The sequence below is a fragment of the Paracoccus sp. Arc7-R13 genome, from assembly GCF_004010775.1.
GTDB classification, from domain to species: Bacteria; Pseudomonadota; Alphaproteobacteria; order Rhodobacterales; family Rhodobacteraceae; genus Paracoccus; species Paracoccus marcusii.
On sequence record NZ_CP034810.1, the window covers coordinates 2,223,869 to 2,243,823 of the forward strand.

The 19,955-nt window shown below is 67.8% G+C and carries 18 protein-coding genes; 14 read left to right on the forward strand and 4 right to left on the reverse strand.

The genetic code is table 11. The annotated features are described in order from the left end of the window. From scpA to EOJ32_RS11145, 4 genes are all read left to right on the forward strand, one after another. Positions 1-2,133 carry a methylmalonyl-CoA mutase gene (gene scpA, locus EOJ32_RS11130; protein ID WP_127898603.1) on the forward strand — a complete coding sequence of 711 codons (2,133 nt, stop codon included), beginning with the start codon at positions 1-3 and terminating at the stop codon, positions 2,131-2,133. Positions 2,134-2,259: 126 nt separating this feature from the next. Beyond that, complete coding sequence (locus tag EOJ32_RS11135; protein WP_127898604.1) at positions 2,260-3,084, forward strand: glycosyl transferase; 825 nt, start codon at positions 2,260-2,262, stop codon at positions 3,082-3,084. Continuing rightward, entirely contained in the window at positions 3,081-3,599 is a 519-nt protein-coding gene (locus EOJ32_RS11140; RefSeq protein ID WP_127898605.1) for a hypothetical protein, read from the forward strand. The genes EOJ32_RS11135 and EOJ32_RS11140 overlap by 4 nt, the downstream gene beginning before the upstream one ends. A gap of 107 nt (positions 3,600-3,706) precedes the next feature. Continuing rightward, a complete protein-coding gene (locus tag EOJ32_RS11145; protein ID WP_127898606.1) occupies positions 3,707-4,996 on the forward strand; it encodes a homoserine dehydrogenase in 1,290 nt (429 codons plus the stop codon). Positions 4,997-5,079: 83 nt separating this feature from the next. Here EOJ32_RS11145 and EOJ32_RS11150 read toward each other — a convergent pair whose 3' ends face one another. Then, complete coding sequence (locus tag EOJ32_RS11150; RefSeq protein ID WP_045999101.1) at positions 5,080-6,012, reverse strand: class I fructose-bisphosphate aldolase; 933 nt, start codon at positions 6,010-6,012, stop codon at positions 5,080-5,082. 204 nt (positions 6,013-6,216) lie between these two features. Here EOJ32_RS11150 and EOJ32_RS11155 point away from each other — a divergent pair, with 204 nt between their 5' ends. Further along, entirely contained in the window at positions 6,217-6,477 is a 261-nt protein-coding gene (locus EOJ32_RS11155) for a hypothetical protein (RefSeq protein WP_127898607.1), read from the forward strand. 14 nt (positions 6,478-6,491) lie between these two features. Here EOJ32_RS11155 and pgk read toward each other — a convergent pair whose 3' ends face one another. Further along, positions 6,492-7,694, reverse strand: a complete 1,203-nt coding sequence (gene pgk / locus EOJ32_RS11160) for a phosphoglycerate kinase (protein ID WP_127898608.1) — start codon at positions 7,692-7,694, stop codon at positions 6,492-6,494. A gap of 176 nt (positions 7,695-7,870) precedes the next feature. Between pgk and EOJ32_RS11165 the strand changes: the two genes are divergently transcribed. The 7 genes from EOJ32_RS11165 (at position 7,871) to glmM (ending at position 15,864) form a co-directional block, all read left to right on the forward strand. After that, the gene (locus tag EOJ32_RS11165; protein WP_042251774.1) at positions 7,871-8,377 is read left to right on the forward strand and encodes a peptidylprolyl isomerase; all 507 of its coding nucleotides are present in this window, start codon (positions 7,871-7,873) and stop codon (positions 8,375-8,377) included. Next, complete coding sequence (locus tag EOJ32_RS11170) at positions 8,370-9,047, forward strand: peptidylprolyl isomerase (protein ID WP_127898609.1); 678 nt, start codon at positions 8,370-8,372, stop codon at positions 9,045-9,047. Before EOJ32_RS11165 ends, EOJ32_RS11170 begins: the two co-directional genes overlap by 8 nt. 174 nt (positions 9,048-9,221) lie before the next feature. Further along, the gene (locus EOJ32_RS11175) at positions 9,222-11,765 is read left to right on the forward strand and encodes a putative PEP-binding protein (RefSeq protein WP_127898610.1); all 2,544 of its coding nucleotides are present in this window, start codon (positions 9,222-9,224) and stop codon (positions 11,763-11,765) included. Between the two features lie 270 nt (positions 11,766-12,035). Further along, positions 12,036-12,686: a cell wall hydrolase gene (locus EOJ32_RS11180; RefSeq protein ID WP_127898611.1), complete on the forward strand. Its 651-nt coding sequence runs from the start codon at positions 12,036-12,038 to the stop codon at positions 12,684-12,686. Between the two features lie 41 nt (positions 12,687-12,727). Beyond that, positions 12,728-13,525: a dihydroneopterin aldolase gene (locus EOJ32_RS11185; protein WP_240542413.1), complete on the forward strand. Its 798-nt coding sequence runs from the start codon at positions 12,728-12,730 to the stop codon at positions 13,523-13,525. A gap of 6 nt (positions 13,526-13,531) precedes the next feature. Further along, positions 13,532-14,524, forward strand: a complete 993-nt coding sequence (gene folP, locus EOJ32_RS11190; RefSeq protein ID WP_371705454.1) for a dihydropteroate synthase — start codon at positions 13,532-13,534, stop codon at positions 14,522-14,524. Then, positions 14,521-15,864 (forward strand): phosphoglucosamine mutase, encoded by a 1,344-nt coding sequence (gene glmM / locus EOJ32_RS11195; RefSeq protein ID WP_045999095.1) that lies wholly within the window; start codon positions 14,521-14,523, stop codon positions 15,862-15,864. Before folP ends, glmM begins: the two co-directional genes overlap by 4 nt. A gap of 70 nt (positions 15,865-15,934) precedes the next feature. On the opposite strand, the gene EOJ32_RS11200 is transcribed toward glmM, so the two are convergent. Both EOJ32_RS11200 and dksA read right to left on the reverse strand, forming a co-directional pair. Beyond that, entirely contained in the window at positions 15,935-17,053 is a 1,119-nt protein-coding gene (locus EOJ32_RS11200) for an FAD-dependent oxidoreductase (RefSeq protein ID WP_127898612.1), read from the reverse strand. A 67-nt stretch (positions 17,054-17,120) separates the two neighbouring features. Next, positions 17,121-17,543, reverse strand: a complete 423-nt coding sequence (gene dksA / locus EOJ32_RS11205; RefSeq protein ID WP_045984066.1) for an RNA polymerase-binding protein DksA — start codon at positions 17,541-17,543, stop codon at positions 17,121-17,123. Positions 17,544-17,717: 174 nt separating this feature from the next. On the opposite strand from dksA, the gene EOJ32_RS11210 reads away from it, so the two are divergent. Both EOJ32_RS11210 and EOJ32_RS11215 read left to right on the forward strand, forming a co-directional pair. Further along, complete coding sequence (locus tag EOJ32_RS11210; RefSeq protein WP_045999093.1) at positions 17,718-18,560, forward strand: MoxR family ATPase; 843 nt, start codon at positions 17,718-17,720, stop codon at positions 18,558-18,560. A 105-nt stretch (positions 18,561-18,665) separates the two neighbouring features. Next, complete coding sequence (locus EOJ32_RS11215; protein ID WP_127898613.1) at positions 18,666-19,952, forward strand: O-acetylhomoserine aminocarboxypropyltransferase/cysteine synthase family protein; 1,287 nt, start codon at positions 18,666-18,668, stop codon at positions 19,950-19,952. Positions 19,953-19,955: the final 3 nt, after the last annotated feature.

Genomic DNA, 19,955 nt, shown 5'->3' on the forward strand with positions numbered 1-19,955 from the left:
ATGACAAAACCCACGCTGGAGGACTGGCGCAAGCTGGCACAGGGCGAACTGAAGGGGCGCGACCCCGACAGCCTGACCTGGGACACGCTGGAGGGGATCGCCGTCAAGCCGGTCTATACCCGCGACGACCTGGAGGGGATGGACCACCTGGACGGCCTGCCCGGCATCGCGCCGTTCACCCGCGGCCCGCGCGCCACGATGTATGCAGGCCGCCCCTGGACCATCCGGCAATATGCTGGATTTTCCACGGCCGAGGAATCGAACGCCTTCTATCGCCGCGCGCTCGCCGCGGGGCAGCAGGGAGTGTCGGTGGCCTTCGATCTGGCCACCCACAGGGGCTATGACAGCGACCATCCGCGGGTCGAGGGCGATGTGGGCAAGGCCGGCGTCGCCATCGATTCGGTCGAGGACATGAAGATCCTGTTCGACGGCATCCCGTTGGACCGCGTTTCGGTGTCGATGACCATGAACGGCGCGGTAATCCCGATCCTGGCGAACTTCATCGTCACCGGAGAGGAGCAGGGCCATTCACGCGCCGTGCTGTCCGGGACCATCCAGAACGACATCCTCAAGGAGTTCATGGTCCGCAACACCTATATCTATCCGCCCGAACCCAGCATGCGGATCATCGCGGACATCATCGAGTACACCTCGGCCGAGATGCCCAAGTTCAACTCGATCTCGATCTCGGGCTATCACATGCAGGAGGCCGGGGCGAACCTGGTCCAGGAGCTGGCCTATACCCTGGCCGACGGACGCGAATATGTGCGCGCGGCCATCGCGGCGGGCATGGATGTCGATGCCTTTGCGGGGCGGCTATCGTTCTTCTTTGCCATCGGCATGAACTTCTTCATGGAGATCGCCAAGCTGCGCGCCGCGCGTCTGCTGTGGCACCGGATCATGTCGGAATTTGAGCCCAAGAAACAGGGCAGCCTGATGCTGCGCACGCATTGCCAGACGTCCGGCGTGTCCCTGCAGGAGCAGGACCCTTACAACAACGTCATCCGCACCGCCTATGAGGCGATGTCGGCGGCGCTTGGCGGCACGCAATCGCTGCACACGAACGCGCTGGACGAGGCGATCGCCCTGCCTACGGATTTCAGTGCCCGCATCGCGCGGAACACCCAGCTGATCCTGCAGGAGGAGACGGGCATCACCCATGTCGTCGATCCGCTGGCAGGGTCCTATTACATCGAGAGCCTGACGGCGGAACTGGCGGAAAAGGCCTGGGCCCTGATCGAGGAGGTCGAGGAGATGGGCGGCATGACCAAGGCCGTGGCCAGCGGCATGCCCAAGCTGCGCATCGAGGAGACGGCGGCCCGGCGTCAGGCCCTGATCGACAGGGGCGAGGACGTGATCGTCGGCGTCAACAAGTACCGCAAGGAGGCCGAGGATCCGATCGACATCCTGGACATCGACAACGTCGCCGTCCGGGACAGCCAGATCGCCCGCCTGACCCGCATCCGCGCCACGCGGGACGAGGGCCGCGTCACCGGGACGCTGGCCGACCTGACCCGCCGCGCCCGGGAGGGCGGCAACCTGCTGGAGGCCGCCGTCGAGGCCGCCCGTGCCCGCGCCACCGTCGGAGAGATCAGCATGGCCATGGAAGACGAATTCGGACGCCACCGCGCCGAGGTGCGCACCTTGGCCGGCGTCTATGGCGCGGCCTATGAGGGGGACGAGGGCTTTGCCCAGATCCAGCGCGACGTCGAGACATTCGCCGTGGAGGAAGGCCGACGCCCGCGCATGCTGGTCGTCAAGATGGGCCAGGACGGTCATGACCGCGGTGCCAAGGTGATCGCCACCGCCTTTGCCGATATCGGGTTCGACGTGGACGTGGGACCGCTGTTCCAGACGCCCGAAGAGGCCGCGCAGGACGCCATCGACAACGACGTCCACGTGATCGGAATCAGCAGCCAGGCCGCCGGCCACAAGACGCTGGCACCCAAGCTGATCCAGGCCCTGCAGCATGCGGGCGCCGGCGATATCCTGGTCATCTGCGGCGGCGTGATCCCGCAGCAGGATTACGACTTCCTGCGCCGTGCGGGGGTCAAGGCGATCTTCGGCCCCGGCACGAACATCCCATCCGCAGCCGCGGACATCCTGCGGCTGATCCGCGAGACGCGACCCTGAGATTTGCGTCCCGCGACGGCGGGGGGCCAGCCCCCCGCACCCCCCGTGGCCTGCGCGGAACCGTGAGGCCTGCTTGCCTCGCGGTGCGGGCTGTGAAACCCTGCACCCAAAGCGAATGGGTGAGACATGGACGACGGGCGCAACGGATCGATCAAGCAGATCATCTGCATCAAGTGGGGTGCCAAGTTCGGTCCCGAATATGTCAACCGCCTGCATGCGATGATCGCCCGCAACATCACGCCGCCCTTCCGGCTGTTCTGTTTCACCGATGACGGGACCGGCCTGCATCCAGATGTCGCTGTGCGCCCGCTGCCCGATTTCGCTTATCAGGCCCCGGTCAACACCCGCGGCAAGTGGCCCAAGTCGCGGCTGTGGGGGGATCTGGGCGACGTCACGGGGGTGGTGCTGTTCCTGGACTTGGACGTGATCGTCACCGGCAGCCTTGACGCGTTCTTCGAACATGGCGATCCGGACGACACGATCCTTGGCCTGAACCCCAACACGCCGTTCGAGAAGATGGGCCAGACCTCGGTCTATCGGATGCGGGTCGGCAATCTGGCGCCGCTGCAGAAGATCTTTGCCGCTGACCCACAGGCCGCCGCTGACAAGTACAAGTACGAACAGCGCTTTGTCACCCGCAATGCCCCGGGCGGGGTCAAGTTCTGGCCGCGCGGGTGGCTGGCCCATTTCCGCTTTCACTGCGTGCCGATATTCCCCCTGAACTATCTGCGCGATCCCAAGATCCCGCGCGGGACGCGCATCGTGATGTTCCCCGGCAGCCTGAACCCGCCCGACGCGATCCTTGGCCGATGGGACGAGGCCGACGAGGCCCGCGCGCCGCTGGATCACCTGCGCGCGGCCTTCACCGGCCAGCGGCGCGAGGGCTTCCTGAAGCATCTGCGCCATTATGTCCGGCCGACCCCGTGGGTGGCGCAGCTTTGGCGTGAATGATGCCCCTGCCCCGCGCGCCCGATCGTCTGCCCGATAAGATGGCCGCGGCATTGGGCCATGCCGTCGCGGCCTTCGGCTTTCTTGAGGAGGCGCTGAAGCGCGCGATCTTTTCACTGACCCGCAAGGGTCTGGGCCAAGATGCGCAGGACCACGCCCTGGAGGCCTGGCTGCGCCGCATGGAGGAGATCGCCGACGACACCCTGGGCACGCTGATCGACAGCTTTCTGGCCGCCGCCCGCCGCAGCGAGGGGGTCGAGCTGGGCGCGCTGCCACCGACGCTGACCGACCTGCGGCGGATGCGCAACCTGCTGTGCCATGCGTCCTGGCGGCCGGGGGCACGGCCCGGCATGTGGCACCCGACCTTCATCAACACCCGCGGGGAACGCCATCCTCATGACATGGGCGCGGAAGACGTCCTGCAGGTCCGCGACCTGACCCTGCAGGCGGCGCGCCAGGTCGTGTCGGTGATGCGGCGGACCGGGATCGATGGGGAATGGGCGGGCGCCGACCCGTGATCGGTTCGTCGGCACGCATGCCACAGGACCGCGCCGCGACCGCATCGCGCGTTGCAACACGCGGCCCGGCGCGCTAACACCCGCAAAATCAAGGATGAGAGGCACTCATGTCGTCCCCCCTCCGCCTCGGCATCGCCGGGCTTGGCACCGTCGGGATCGGTGTCGTCAAGATCGTTCAGAAACACGCCGACCTGCTGGCGATGCGGTCGGGTCGCCCGGTGGCGATCACCGCCGTCAGCGCACGCGACCGCATGAAGAACCGCGACGCGGACCTGTCGTCCTATCGGTGGGAGGCGGACCCGATGGCGGTCGCCACCGCCGATGACGTCGATGTTTTCATCGAACTGGTCGGCGGGGATGCGGGCGTCGCGCGCGACAGCATCGAGGCTGCACTGCGGTCCGGCAAGGATGTCGTGACCGCCAACAAGGCGCTGCTGGCCATGCACGGTCAGCACCTGGCCAAGCTGGCCGAGGATCTGGGCCGCGTGATCCGGTTCGAGGCCGCCGTCGCGGGCGGCATCCCGGTGATCAAGTCGATGACCGAGAGCATGGCCGGCAACCGCATCACCCGCGTGATGGGCGTGATGAACGGCACCTGCAACTACATCCTGACCCGGATGGAAAGCGCGGGCCTGCCCTATGACGCCGTCTTCGAAGAGGCCCGCCAGCTTGGCTATCTGGAGGCCGACCCGACGCTGGACGTGGGCGGCATCGATGCGGGCCACAAGCTGGCGATCCTGTCGTCGATCGCCTTCGGCACCCAGGTCAACTTCGACGCGGTCGAGATCGAAGGCATCGAACGCGTCAGCATCGACGACATCCACCGCGCCCGCGACATGGGCTACCGCATCAAGCTGCTGGGCGTCGCGCAGATGACCGCCCGCGGGCTGGAACAGCGGATGTCGCCCTGCCTGGTGCCCGCCGACAGCCCGCTGGGGCAATTGGTGGGCGGCACCAACATGGTCGTGATCGAGGGCGACAGCGTGGGCCAGATCGTCCTGCGCGGCGCGGGCGCGGGCGAAGGCCCGACCGCCAGCGCGGTCATGTCCGACATCGTCGAGATCGCGCGCGGCGTCCGCATGCCGGTCTTCGGACAGCCTGCCGGATCGTTGACCGCGGCCCAGCCCGCCCGCACGGCCGTGCCCGCAGCCTATTACATCCGTCTGGAGCTGCAGGACAAACCCGGTGCCTTGGCCAAGGTCGCGACGGTCCTGGGCGATGCCGGCATCTCGATCGACCGGATGCGCCAGTACGGCCAGCACAGCCCGGCCAGCGTCCCGGTCCTGGTCGTGACCCACAAGACCACGCCCGAAGCCATCGACTACGCCATCGAGGCCCTGCCCCGCACCGGAGTCCTGGTCAGCGACCCGGTCGAGCTGCGCATCGAGGAAGTATGAAAAAAGGGGGCCACCGGCCCCCGTCCCGCGCCGCAAGGCGCTGATCGCGTCGCGCCCCCGTTTTCGGGGGCGCGTCCGTTTGGTCAGGCGTCCTTGCCCAGATAGATGTCGACCAGCTTGCCCAGCATCGCCAGCGCATCCTCGCGCGACCGCTGAAAGCTGTTGCGCCCGATGATCGAGCCGTTGCCGCCGCCGTCGCGGATCGCGCGCGCGTCGTCATAGACCGCATCGGTCCCCTTGGCCGCCCCGCCCGAGAACACCACGATGCGGCGTCCGCCAAAGCTGGCCTGCATGCAATGCTCGACCCGCTTGGCCTGGCTGGACACGTCGATCGCCTTCTCCTCGTAGACCTTCTTGGCCTCGGGCAGCATCAGGTGGTCGGTCGACAGCTTGATCTTGATGATATGCGCGCCGATCAGCGCCGCGATCTGGGCGGCATAGGCGGCCACGTCGATCGCGGTCTCGCCGTCCTTGGTGATCGCCTCGCCGCGCGGATAGGACCAGATGACGGTCGCCACGCCCTTGGCGGCGGCTTCCTTGCGCATGGCCACGATCTCCTCGAACATGTCCAGCGCCATGTCCGACCCCGGATAGATCGTAAAGCCGATCGCCGCGCAGCCCAGCCGCAGCGCGTCATCCACCGATGCGGTGATCGCCTGGTTCTTGCCCGCCGTGCCCGACATCAGGCTGTTGGCGCTGTTCACCTTCAGGATGGTGGGGATCTGGCCTGCAAAGGTGTCCGCACCCGCCTCGATCATGCCCAACGGCGCGGCATAGGCGTTCAGCCCGGCATCGATCGCCAGCTGATAATGGTAATGCGGGTCATAGCCGGCCGGGTTCGGCGCAAAGGACCGTGCGGGACCATGCTCGAACCCCTGGTCCACGGGCAGGATGATCATCTTGCCGGTGCCGGCCAGCTTTCCGGTCATCATCATGCGGGCCAGCTGCGCCTTCACGCCCGGCGTCTCGCCCTCGTAATTGGCCAGGATGCGGCGCACCGTATCGGTCATCTGCATGGGTCTCTCCTATCATTGTCGGCTGCTGGATAGCATGCGCCGGACCCGCAGCAATGCTGGTTACGCTAACAAATTCAGCCAGATGCGGTTTTCCGCTGCGTCGCGGCGCGGGCGATCCCTAAAAGCTTAATCACAGATGAATCGATTTTCTGACGAATTGTCCGCATCCTGCATGGCAGGGACAGACCCCGACAGGAGGATGCCATGTTCATGACCACGACCCTGGCGCATTATCAGCTGCCGATCTTCGGCATCGGGTCCAGCGCGCTGGAAACCCGCATCGGCGCGGACCAGCGGACGGTCTGGATGCGCCCCATCACGGCGGGTGCCAGCCAGACCGAACTGCTGCCCGCGTCCACGGTGCAATCGGCGGAACGCGTCACCCCGCCGATGGCCTATGCCCAGTGGCTCAAGATGCTTTGGGCCTATGAGGACGGCGCCAAGGCCGCTCAGACCGGAGGCTAGGGCGCGCCGTTCGCTCAGCGCTTGGCGGCTTCCAGTGCTGCAACGCCCGGCAGGGTCTTGCCCTCCATCCATTCCAGGAACGCGCCTCCCGCGGTCGAGATGAAGGTGAACTCCTCCGCCGCACCCGCCTTGTTCAGCGCCGCGACGGTGTCGCCCCCACCCGCGACCGACACAAGCTGTCCCTGCGCGGTCAGTTCGGCCGCGGCGCGCGCGGCGGCGTTGGTAGCCGCGTCGAAGGGCTCGATCTCGAAGGCCCCCAGCGGGCCGTTCCAGATCAGCGTCTTGCAGGCGGTCATCGCCTGACGCAACGCCTCGACCGTCTCGGGACCGGCATCCAGGATCATCGCATCGGCCGGGCACTGATCGACGGGCAGCGTCTCGGATGCCGCGCCTGCCTTGAACTCGCGTGCCACGACGATGTCCACCGGCAGGTGGATCTTGCAGCCGGTGGCATCGGCCTTCTCCAGGATGGCAAGGGCGGTATCGGCCATGTCGCGTTCGGCCAGCGACTTGCCGACCTCGACGCCCTTGGCCACCAGGAAGGTGTTGGCCATTCCCCCGCCGATCACCAGATGGTCGACCTTCTCGACCAGGTTCGTCAGCAGATCCAGCTTGGTCGAGACCTTGGCACCACCCACGACCGCCATCACCGGCCGTTGCGGATCGCCCAGCGCCGCGTCCAGCGCCTTCAGCTCTGCCTCCATCAGGCGACCCGCACCTGCATACATCAGCCGCACCAGCCCCTCGGTCGAGGCATGGGCGCGATGGGCCGCCGAGAAGGCATCGTTCACATAGGCACCGCCCAGCGCCGCCAGCGATGCGGCGAAGGTGCCGTCGTTCTGTTCCTCGCCTGCGTGAAAGCGGGTGTTCTCCATCAGGGCCACCTGCCCCGGCTGCAGCGCCGCGACGACGCGCTTTGCGGGACCGCCGATGCAGTCGTCGGCGAAGACGACCGGCTGGCCCAGCGCCGCCTCCAGCGCGGGAACGATCTGGCGCAGGCTCATGCCCTCGACGCGCTGTCCCTTGGGGCGGTCGAAATGCGCCAGCAGCACGGGGATGCCGCCCTTGGCCTGGATGTCCTTGACCGTTGGCACGATCTTGTCGATGCGGGTGGTGTCGGTGACCTGGCCGTCCTCGACGGGGACGTTCACGTCGACCCGGGTCAGCACGACCTTTCCGTCAAGATCCATGTCGTCGATGGTGTTGAACTTTGCCATGTCGCATCCTTCAGGGTCCAAGAGTTGGCGAACTTGTCCCGCATGGCAGGCGCGGCGTCAACCGCGCCCGGTGGATGCGCGCCGCCCTGCCGGTCGGACCCCATAACGGTTTCGCGCGTTGCGCAGGGCAGCGACAGACCCTAGATCAGGGGTCGCACCTGACAAAGGAGGGCCTCATGGCCGAGATCAAGGACCCTGAAAACACCATCGTCATCCAGCTCAAGGACGGCCCCGTCGTCATCGAGCTGCTGTCCGACGTGGCCCCCAAGCATGCCGAGCGCATGAAGGAACTGGCCCGCGCCGGCGCTTATGACAACGTGGCCTTCCACCGCGTCATCGAGGGCTTCATGGCCCAGACGGGCGACGTGGCCCATGCGAACATGGAAAAGGACTACAACCCCGGCCGCGCCGGCACGGGCGGATCGGACAAGCCGGACCTGCCGGCCGAGTTCTCCAAGCTGCCCCATGACCGTGGCACCATCGGCGCCGCGCGGTCGCAGAACCCGAACAGCGCGAACAGCCAGTTCTTCATCAACTTCAAGGACAACCATTTCCTGAACGGCCAGTACACCGTCTATGGCCGCGTCATCGAGGGGATGGAGCATGTCGACAAGATCGCCCGTGGCGAGCCGCCAGTGAACCCGGACCGCATGATCAGCGTCAAGGTGGCCGCCGATGCGTAAGGCCGCTCTGATTCCGGCCCTGCTGATGCTGGGCACCGCCGCGACCGCGCAGGGGACCAACCCGCAGGTCGAGGATACCGACGGCCCGAACATGGTCATCGAGGTTGCCGATGCCGAAGGCACGTCCAAGGGCACGATCGTGCTGGACCTGCGCGAGGATCTGGCGCCCAACCACGTCGCCCGCCTGGTCGAGCTGACGAATTCGGGTGCCTATGACGGCGTGGTGTTCCACCGCGTCATCGACGGCTTCATGGCGCAGACCGGCGACGTCGAGAACGGCCGTCAGGACGGCGACACGGCGATGGCCGGGATGGGCGGTTCCGACCTGCCAGACCTGGAGGCCGAGTTCACCGAACAGACCTTCGACCGCGGAACGGTTGGCATGGCCCGTGCCATGGACCCCAACAGTGCCAACAGCCAGTTCTTCATCGACCTGGCCCCGGCGCCGTTCCTGGACGGTGAATATACCGTCGTGGGTCAGCTGATCGAAGGCTGGGACGTGCTGGACTCCATCAAGAAGGGCGACGCCGCCACCAATGGATCGGTGTCTGAGCCCGACTACATGATGACCGTGACCATCGCGGACGGTGACACGGCCGCCCCCGCGGAGAAGGCACCCGCTGCCGACGCCCCGGCCGAGGAAGCCCCGGCGGAAGACGCCGAGGGCTGATCCCCATGCGATCCGATCAGGGGGCCACGGTCCCCTGATCCCCCTCCCTGCGGGGATATCCCTTCTTTCATCGACGATCCGGCGCCATGCGCGGACGCGCCGCATGGTCCTCTGCTGCACTGCCGCATAATGGCCTTGCGGGACTGCGGTCGCCGCCCCTAGGATGCCGGGGTCATGACCAGCGCACCCCCACCCGCCACCGCATTGCAGATCACGCCCTCGGCCCCGATCAGCCGCGAGCTGCATGGGTGGCGTGCGAAATGCCTGCAGCGGCTGGTCCGGATGCAGCTTCCCGTCCCGCGCAGCTTTGCGATCCCTGCCGACACCGTCCGCATGATCGCCCAGGGACGGCGCATCCAGCCCGACGCCCTGTTGGACATCTTTGCGGGCAGCGGCTTGGTCAGCGTGCGCCCCTCGGCCGCGATGCCGGAATGGGGCGGGCCCGGAACCGTCCTGAACGTCGGCATCAACGATGCGCTGCACGCGCGGCTGGCCGAGGTGATCGGGCGCGACAATGCGGACGCGGTCTATCTGTCCTTCGTCCAAAGCTATGCGATCCATATCGCGCGGCTGGACCCTGACCTGTTCACGCAGGACGGCCCCGATGCCCTGGCGGCCAGCCTGCGGCACTACCAGGACGAGATGGACCAGCCCTTCCCCCAGGACCCCACCGAACAGCTGTCCGAGGTGCTGCGCAGCATGGCGCGTGCATGGGACGGGCCGACCGCCCGCCTGCTGCGTCAGGCCAAGGGTGCGCCCGCGGATGCGCCCTTGGGTCTGGTGGTGCAGGAAATGGCGCTGGCGCTTGGTCCGGGCATCTGCGGATCGGGCACGATCCAGTTCATCGACCCCGTCACCGGTACCCCGCGCGTCACCGGACGCTTTCGCGGCCAGCGCCATGGCGCGACCGTCGGGGCGGGCGCCGAGACGCTGTTCCTGACCCGCGACGACCGCGGCCCCGCGCTGGAGGACACCGCGCCCGAGATCTTTGCCGACCTGGTCCGCTTCGGCATTGCCGCCCGCGAGCGCCTGCGCGAGGAGATGCAGATCGAGTTCGTCGTGACCGAGGGCCGGATCAGCGTCATCGACGCCACCCGCGTGGCCCGTGGCAGCCGCGCCGGCGTCCGCATCGCGGTGAGCCTGGCGCGCGACGGTATCATCCCCCCCGAGGAGGCGCTGATGCGCGTCGAGCCGCGTGCCCTGGCCGACCTGCTGCACCATCAGGTCGACCCACGCGCGCCCCGCGACGTGATCGCGCGCGGCATCGATGCCAGCCCCGGCGCCGCCACCGGGCGCATCGTCTTTTCCGCCGCCAGCGCGCAATCCGCCCATGCACGGGGAGAACCCTGCATCCTGGTGCGGCGCGAAACCGTGCCCGAGGACATCCGCGGCATGCACGCCTCGGTCGCGGTGCTGACCGAGCGGGGCGGCACGACCAGCCATGCGGCGGTGATCGCCCGCGGCCTGGGCCTGCCCTGCATCGTGGGCGCCAGCGGCCTGACCATCGACGCCCGCGCCCGCACCGTGCGTGCCGGATCCCGCATCCTGCACGAGGGCGACGAGATCACCATCGACGGCAGCTCTGGCGAGGTTCTGGCGGGCGCGGCCGTCCTGCTGCCCCCCGCGCTGGACGATGCGTTCACGCAGCTGATGGACTGGGCCGCGGATGCGGGCGGCATGGGCGTGCGCGCCAATGCCGACACCCCCGAGGACGCCCGCGCCGCCCGGCGGTTCCAGGCCCAGGGCATCGGCCTGTGCCGCACGGAGCACATGTTCTTCGACGCCGAACGCCTGCCCGCCATGCGCGAGATGATCTTTGCCGACACGCCCGAGGACCGGCGCCTGTCCCTGGACCGCATCCTGCCCATGCAGCGCCAGGATTTCGCCAGCCTGTTCGAGATCATGGCCGGCCTTCCCGTCACCATCCGGCTGTTCGACCCGCCACTGCACGAATTCCTGCCCCATGACCGCGAGGGGCTGCGCGAACTGGCCGAATCGCTGGACCTGCCGCTGTCGGACGTGACCCGGCGCGTGGAGGCCCTGACCGAATTCAACCCGATGCTGGGCATGCGGGGGGTCCGTCTTGGGATCACCGTTCCCGAAATCTATGACATGCAGGCCCGCGCGATCTTCGAGGCGACCGTCCAAGCCAGCCGCAAGGGCGACCCCGTCGTCCCCGAGATCATGATCCCGCTGGTCAGCGCCATGCGCGAGGTCGAGCTGGTCAAGACCCGCATCGACGCCGTCGCGGCCGCCGTCAGGAACGAGATGCGCACCGATTTCACCTATCGCCTTGGCGTGATGGTGGAAACGCCGCGTGCCGCCCTGCGTGCCGGCGACATCGCGGCCCACAGCGCCTTCCTGTCCTTCGGCACGAACGATCTGACGCAGATGACCTATGGCCTGTCGCGCGACGATGCCGGGCGCTTCATGGGGACCTATGTGGGCCAGGGGGTCTATGCCGAGGATCCCTTCCATGTCCTGGATCAGGACGGGGTCGGAGAGCTGTTGCTGATCGGCGTGCAGCGGGCCCGCGCGCAGGCTCCGGGCATCACCCTGAGCGTCTGCGGAGAGCATGGCGGCAACCCCGAATCCATCGCGTTCTGCCATCAGGCGGGCGTGGACTACGTGTCCTGTTCACCCTTCCGCGTGCCGGTCGCGCGGCTTGCGGCGGCGCAATCGGCCATCAGAAACCGCCCGCCTGTGCCCCGGTCGTGATTCTGCAACTGCAAGTTGCTGATTTGGCTGGACATAACATCTGACCCTTACACCCATGTGCCGGAAGTTGCCGGTTTCCGCGCAACGGCGTGGCGGATTGCTGCCCAAAACTGCCCCGAACGGGCCGGTTCCGGGCCTCACGCCGAAGTGGGATGGCACAACAGATGCCGAAAATCCTAATCACATCGTCAGCCCGCCCGGCGTGACAGACCATCCCTGTCGACCGGGCATTAATGCCCCGTCAACACGGGACCTTGTATAGGACTGTACATGCCCAAGCTGTCGAAACGGCTGGCGCACGCTCTTTTATGTGCGGCAACAGCCATGCCCCTTCTGACGACCACTGCCCTTGCCGGGGGAAACGGATCGCTTTTTTCCGCCGATACCGGCATGTTCGGCGCTTTGCAAGCCGCCGCGAACGCTCCGCGGCCCACGCCGTTGCTTTATACCGACGTGATGCCCGTCACGGTCGAGATCACTCCCGATGAGCCCGTCGAAACCCTGCATCTGGCCAACACGCGCAAGGTGATTTCCCGCGCCGATCTGGACTGCATGGCAGAGGCCCTCTACCACGAGGCCCGCGGCGAAGGTCGTCAGGGTCAGATGGCCGTGGCCGAGGTCATCCTGAACCGCGTTGACAGCGGCGCCTTTCCCCGCACCGTCTGCGGCGTGATCAACCAGCCCAGCCAGTTCAGCTATACCATCGGCGGCGCCAAGCCGATCCGCAACAAGGCCGCCTATCTGCGTGCCCAGGACATCGCGGCCGAAGCGCTGGCCGGCGCACCGCGCCAGCTGACCGGTGGCGCCACCTATTTCCACACCCCGGCGGTCAGCCCGTCTTGGTCACGCCGTTTCCAGCGCACCGTCCAGATCGGCCGCCACATCTTCTATCGTACCAATCAGCGCGTCGCCTCGAACTGAGGTCTGCGGCGGGGGTTGCCCGCGCCGCGGATTTGCTGTGAATGGCGGATATGGAACATCCCGACCGCATCTTTCTGCGCGACTACGTCCTTTCGGCCGAGATCGGCGCCTTTCAATCGGAACGTGGCCTGGATCAGCGCCTGCGATTCAACCTGACCGTGGATCTGCGAGAGACCGTCGCGGACAGCGGCGATCATGTCGACGCCGTGCTGTCCTATGACGTACTGACGCAGGCGGTGGACACAGCGCTGGCCGATCAGCGCTACAACCTGGTCGAGACGCTGGCCGAACGCATCGCCGCCGAGGTGCTGGCCCATCCCCGCGCCGCCCGCATCACCGTCAGCGTCGAAAAGCTGGACCGCGGTCCGGGCGCCCTTGGCGTGTCGATCATCCGCCATCGGGGCCGCGTGCCCGCCACGGGCGTGGCCGCACAGGTGGCGATCCTGGTGCACGCCCCCGGCGCACCGCTGGCCACGGGGGCGGTCGTGATCGTTCCGGGCGCCCTGCCCATGACCGATGACGGGCCGCATGCCCGCCGCCTGGCGCTGTTGTCGCTGGATCAGGCCGCATGGCGGCTTGGCGGCGACCTGGGCATCGAGGTGGCCGAGACCCGCACCGAACTGGACGCCGCGATCCAGCTGCGCCAGCCGGTGATCTGGGCGCCCACGCGTCTTGCCGCCGATGCCCCGGATGCAGGCGACGGTCCCGACAGCCTCGCGCTGTGGCTGGCGGGGCGTCTTGGGGCCCATCACATCGATTTCGCCGGCCCTGCCGACAGGCCGCTGCCGGTCGTGCCGGACGGGTTGGCGGTCAACGTCGCGCATCTGCGCACCGCCTGACATCCGATGATGCAGGACGGCCTCTACTATCGCCCGATACCGCAGGATCAGAGCGGCCGCTGGCCCCTCGCCGGGGGGTGGACCAGGTTCACGCATCTGGAATGCCTGCAACGCGGCGCGGCCCCGCGCATCGTCGACAGCGCACCAGATCGCGTGATGGTGGCCCTGACGGCCCCGCGGCCGTCCGTCCTGGGCCTGACGCTGGACCGACCGCGATTGATGGGCATCGTCAATGCGACCCCCGACAGCTTCTCGGACGGCGGCCGGTACGATCCTGCATCGCAGGCGCGGACCCTGGCGGCGGATGGGGCGGACCTTTTGGACATCGGCGGCGAATCGACACGTCCCGGAGCCGAGGAGATCGCCGTCCCGGACGAGATCGCCCGCATCCTGCCCGCAATCGGCGCCGCCCGCGGCCTGTTGCCGATATCGGTCGATACGCGCAAGGCCGCGGTCGCGCAGGCGGCGCTTGCCGCCGGGGCGGGTATGGTCAACGACGTGTCGGGCTTTGATTTTGACGCGGGACTGGCGCCCATGGTGGCCGGTGCCGAGGTACCTGTCTGCCTGATGCATGCGCAGGGGCTGCCCGCCACGATGCAGGACGACCCGCGTTACGACGACGTGCTGCTGGACGTCTATGATGCCTTGGCCGCACGCATCGACCGGGCGGTCCGGGCGGGCATTCCCGCTGATCGCATCGTGATCGATCCGGGCATCGGCTTCGGCAAGACGGAGGCGCATAATCTGGCGATCCTGCGGCGGATTTCGCTGTATCATGGGCTGGGCTGCCCGATCCTGCTGGGCGTGTCGCGCAAGCGTTTCATCGGCCGGATCGGCGGGGCCGACCTGGCGGCAGAGCGCATGCCCGGCACGCTGGCCCTGACGGTCGCGGCCGTGGCCCAGGGGGTCCAGATCCACCGCGTCCACGATGTCGCGGAACACGCACAGGGGCTGCGCCTGATCGCGGCCCTCAACAAGAACGGGAAGGCAGGGACATGAGCAGGAAGCTTTTCGGCACCGACGGGGTCCGCGGGCGCGCCAACACCTATCCGATGACCGCCGAGATGGCGCTGCGCCTTGGCGCCGCCGCCGGCCGTTACTTTCGCCGCGACGGGCGCAACCGGCACCGCGTGGTGATCGGCAAGGACACTCGCCTGTCGGGCTACATGTTGGAAAACGCGCTGACGGCGGGGTTGACCAGCACGGGCATGAACGTGTTGCTGCTGGGCCCGGTGCCGACGCCGGCCGTCGGGTTCCTGACGCGGTCGATGCGGGCCGATCTGGGGATCATGATCTCGGCCAGCCACAACCCGGCCGAGGACAACGGCATCAAGTTCTTCGGTCCCGACGGCTTCAAGCTGTCCGACGAGGCCGAGGCCGAGATCGAGGCGCTGGTCGCGGGCGCGATGGAACCGGTCGCCCCGGCCAGCATCGGCCGGGCCAAGCGGATCGACGACGGTCGGGGTCGCTACATGGAATATGCCAAGACGACCTTCCCGGCCAAGCTGCGGCTGGACGGGCTGAAGGTGGTCTTGGACTGCGCGAACGGCGCCGCCTATCGCGCCGCGCCCGACGTCCTGTGGGAGCTGGGCGCGGATGTGATCCCCCTGGGCGTCGAGCCGGACGGATTCAACATCAACGACGGCGTCGGAAGCACGCATCCCCAGGCCTGCGCCGATGCGGTCCGTGCCCATGGCGCGCATCTGGGAATCAGCCTGGACGGCGATGCCGACCGGGTGGTGATCGTGGACCAGACGGGCCGCGTGGCGGATGGTGACCAGATCATGGCGCTGTTGGCCGGGCGGTGGGCCGAACAGGGCCGGCTTGCAGGCGGCGCGCTGGTCGCCACGGTCATGTCAAACCTGGGGCTGGAGCATTACCTGACCGCACGCGGCCTGCGGCTGGAGCGGACGCAGGTCGGTGACCGCTATGTGGTCGAGCGCATGCGCGAGGGCGGCTTTAACCTGGGCGGCGAACAGTCTGGTCATATCGTGATGACCGACTATGCCACCACTGGCGACGGGCTGGTGGCCGCGATGCAGGTGCTGGGCGCGATGGCCGAGACGGGTCGGGCGGCAAGCGAACTGGTCGCGCAGTTCGAACCCGTGCCGCAGATGCTGAAGAACGTCCGCTATGCCGCGGGTGCCGATCCGCTGGCGGCCGAGCCGGTCAAGCGCATGATCGCGGATGCCGAGGCGCGTCTGGCCGGGTCTGGCCGTGTGCTGATCCGGAAATCGGGGACCGAGCCGCTGATCCGGGTGATGGCCGAGGCCGAGGACGAGGCCGTCCTGCGCGAGGTCGTCGACGGCATCGTCGCGGCGGTCGAACGCGCAGCCTGATTTGCGTCCCGCGGCGGCCGGGGGGCTATGCGCCCCCCGGACCCCGTCGCGGAGGGGTGCCGATGGCGGGTCAGGGTATCTGTCCCACGGGATCGAAGTCATAGAGCCAGTCGAAACGGCCGGGCATCAGCGACGGCGCCAGACGGTCCGCCACGCGCAGCACCGAATGCGCGCCGATCCGCATGACACCCCCGAAATGATAGTTGCGGGCATTGGCGTTCGCCGCATCGACGATGCGGGTCACGCGCGGCTGGCGCAGCGCCTGATAGCGGGCCAGGGCCTGCGGCTGATCCGGGATCGCGTCCAGGCAGGCGGCAAGCGTCCAGGCGTCCTCGATGGCCATGCCCGCGCCCTGGGCCAGAAAGGGCAGCGTCGGGTGGGCCGCATCGCCCAGCAGGGCAAGCCGGTCGTCGTGCCAGCGCGCCGCGACCGGATGGCGGAAGAGACCCCACAGATGCGTATGGTCCACCTGGGCCAGCCAGCCCGGCACCGGCCCGCCCATGCCCGCAAAGGCCGCGCGCAGGCGGTCGGGGTCGCCGGGATGGGACCAGCCCTCATCCTGCCAGTCCGGGCGTTCCTCGACGGCCACGATGTTGCGCAGGCCGCCGGGCAGCGGATAGCTGACCAGATGCCTGCGCGCGGCCATGAAGACCTGCGCGACGGGCGCGCCTCCGGAATCGGGGATCAGGGCACGCCATGCGGTCTGGCCGGTGAAGAATGGCACCTGCTGGCCGTTCAGTGCTGCCCGATGCGTGCTGCGCAGCCCGTCGGCGGCGATGGTCAGCCCATCGGCATCAGCCGCCGTCACGCCAAGCTGGATCGTCACGCCCGCCTGCCGTGCCGCATCGGCCAGCAAACCGATCAGCCGGGCGCGGTGGATCAGCAGAAAGCGCGCCTCCGGGCGGTGCGCCCGAAGGTCCATGCGCAGCACGCGCCGCCCGCGTTCGTCGTTCAGTTGTACCGCATCCGTGCGCAGCGCGGCGCCATCCAGCGCGGTTCCCAAGCCAAGCGCATCCAGCACCCGCACCGCATTGGCCGAGATCTGGATCCCCGCACCGACCTCGCCCAGTTCGGGCGCGCGTTCCACGACCGTGACCTGCGCCCCGCGTCGCGCCAGGGCCAGGGCCGCCGTCAGGCCGCCGATTCCGGCGCCGATGACGGTCACGGGGCGGTTCTCAAGCGCGGACATGGATCGGACCTCTGGATATGACAAGGCCCCGCACCGGGCGGGGCCTGGCGCGGCGCTGACGGATGGATCAGTCGTCGCGGTGAACGCGTTCCTTGCGCTCGTGACGCTCCTGCGCTTCCAGCGTCATGGTGGCGATGGGACGGGCATCCAGACGACGCAGGCTGATCGGCTCGCCGGTCATCTCGCAATAGCCGAAATCGCCGGTCTCGATGCGGCGCAGCGCGGCGTCGATCTTGCTGACCAGCTTGCGCTGACGGTCGCGGGTACGCAGTTCCAGCGCGCGATCGGTCTCCTCGCTGGCGCGGTCGGCCAGATCGGGAACGCTGCGGGCGCTGTCCTGCAGTCCTTCCAGGGTCTCGGCCGACTGGCTGAGCAGTTCCTGCTTCCAGGCCTCGAGCTTCCGCCGGAAATATTCGAGCTGACGCTCGTTCATGAAGGGTTCGTCCTCGGCGGGACGATAATCCTGGGGAAGGAAGGTCTGGGCTTTCATTACGTCCTCCGGCGGCGCCGGGCGGAGCAAAATTACCGGCACCTTGCGCGGTCCCTTAAAGTATGACGTGCTGCTTGTCACTAGGGTTCAGGGCGCTAATGATGCGCGGCGTGCAATTCGCCGCAACTTTGCGGGCAGTTGCGGCCAAGCACCTTGCGCTAAAGGAGAGTTTTCATGCAGTTCACGGGAACCGACCGCTATGTGGCCCCGCCCGACCTGGCCCTGGCGGTGAACGCCGCCGTCACGCTGGAACGCCCGTTGCTGGTCAAGGGAGAGCCCGGAACCGGAAAGACGGAGCTGGCCCGGCAGGTTGCCGCCAGCTTGGGCATGCCCATCATCGAATGGCACGTGAAGTCCACGACCAAGGCGCAGCAGGGGCTGTACGAATACGATGCGGTCAGTCGGCTGCGCGACAGCCAGCTGGGCGACGCGCGGGTGAACGACGTGTCGAACTATATCCGGCGGGGCAAGCTGTGGCAGGCCTTTGCCGCCCCCGCGCGGGTCGTGCTGCTGATCGACGAGGTCGACAAGGCCGATATCGAGTTTCCGAACGACCTGCTGCAGGAACTGGACCGGATGGAGTTCCACGTCTACGAAACCGGAGAGACGGTGCGCGCCGCGCACCGGCCCGTGGTCATCATCACCTCGAACAACGAAAAGGAGCTGCCGGACGCGTTCCTGCGGCGGTGCTTTTTCCATTATATCCGGTTTCCCGATGCCGCGACCCTGCGCGCCATCGTCGAGGTGCATCACCCGGGGCTGAAACCCCGCCTGCTGGACAGCGCGCTGTCCCAATTCATGGAGTTGCGCGACGTGCCGGGGCTGAAAAAGAAGCCCTCGACGAGCGAATTCCTGGACTGGCTGAAGCTGATCCTGGCCGAGGACCTGTCTCCCGAGGATCTGGCCCGCGATCCTGCGACGATGCTGCCCAAGCTGCACGGCGCGCTGCTGAAGAACGAACAGGACGTGGCCCTGTTCGAGAAGCTGGCCTTCATGGCGCGCCGCCAAGGCCGCTGAGAAGAGGATTTCCCCTGCCCCGGCCCCCCGCCGGAGAAGCCTTTTCCCGATTGCCGCCCGCCCGGCCCGGCGACTAGGCTTGCGCCACATCGGAGGGAGGACACCATGAGCGATCAACAGGGTTTCGACACGCGGGCGATCCATGCGGGGGCGGCCGCCGACCCGGCGACCGGGGCGCGGCAGGTGCCGATCTATCAGACGACGGCCTATGCCTTCCGCGACGCCGACCACGCCGCGCGCCTGTTCAACCTGCAGGAGGTCGGATACATCTATTCGCGCCTGACCAACCCGACCGTCGCGGCCCTGCAAGCGCGCGTCGCGGCGTTGGAGGGGGGTGCGGGCGCGGTCTGCTGTTCGTCGGGCCATGCGGCGCAGATCATGGCGCTGTTTCCGCTGATGGCGCCGGGGCGCAACATCGTGGCCTCGACCCGGCTCTATGGCGGCACCGTGACCCAGTTCAGCCACACGATCCGGCGGTTCGGATGGTCGGCCAAGTTCGTCGATTTCGACGACCCCGAGGCGCTGCGCGCGGCGATCGACGACGACACGCGCGCGGTCTTCTGCGAATCGATCAGCAATCCCGGCGGGTCGGTCACCGACATTCCGGCGGTCGCGGCCATCGCGGATGCGGCGGGGATCCCGCTGATCGTCGACAACACGCTGGCCACCCCCTATCTGTGCCGCCCGATCGAGATGGGCGCGACGCTGGTCGTGCACAGCCTGACGAAATACATGACCGGCAACGGCACGGTCACAGGCGGCGTGGTCGTGGACAGCGGAACCTTCGACTGGTCCGCCAGCGACAAGTTCCCCAGCCTGTCTGCCCCGGAACCCGCCTATCACGGGCTAAAATTCCACGAGACCTTCGGCAACATGGCCTTCACCTTTCACGGCATCGCCATCGGGCTGCGCGATCTGGGCATGACCATGAACCCGCAGGGCGCGCATTACACGCTGATGGGGATCGAGACGCTTGGCCTGCGGATGGAACGCCATGTCGCCAATGCGCAGACGGTCGCCGCCTGGCTGGAGGCCGACGACCGGGTGGAGCGGGTGACCTATGCCGGCCTGGACAGCTCTCCGTGGAACGCGACGGCGCGCCGGCTGTATCCCAAGGGCGCCGGGGCGCTGTTCACCTTCGCGATCAGGGGCGGCTATGCGGCGGCGGTCAAGCTGGTCGATGCGCTGTCGCTGTTCAGCCATGTGGCGAACCTGGGCGATGCGCGGTCACTGGTGATCCATTCGGCCTCCACCACCCACCGCCAACTGACCGAGGATCAGCAGCGCGCCGCCGGTGCCGCCCCCGAGGTCGTCCGCCTGTCGGTGGGCATCGAGGATGCGGACGATCTGATCGCCGACCTGGATCAGGCCCTGACCAAGGCCATCGCCTGACGA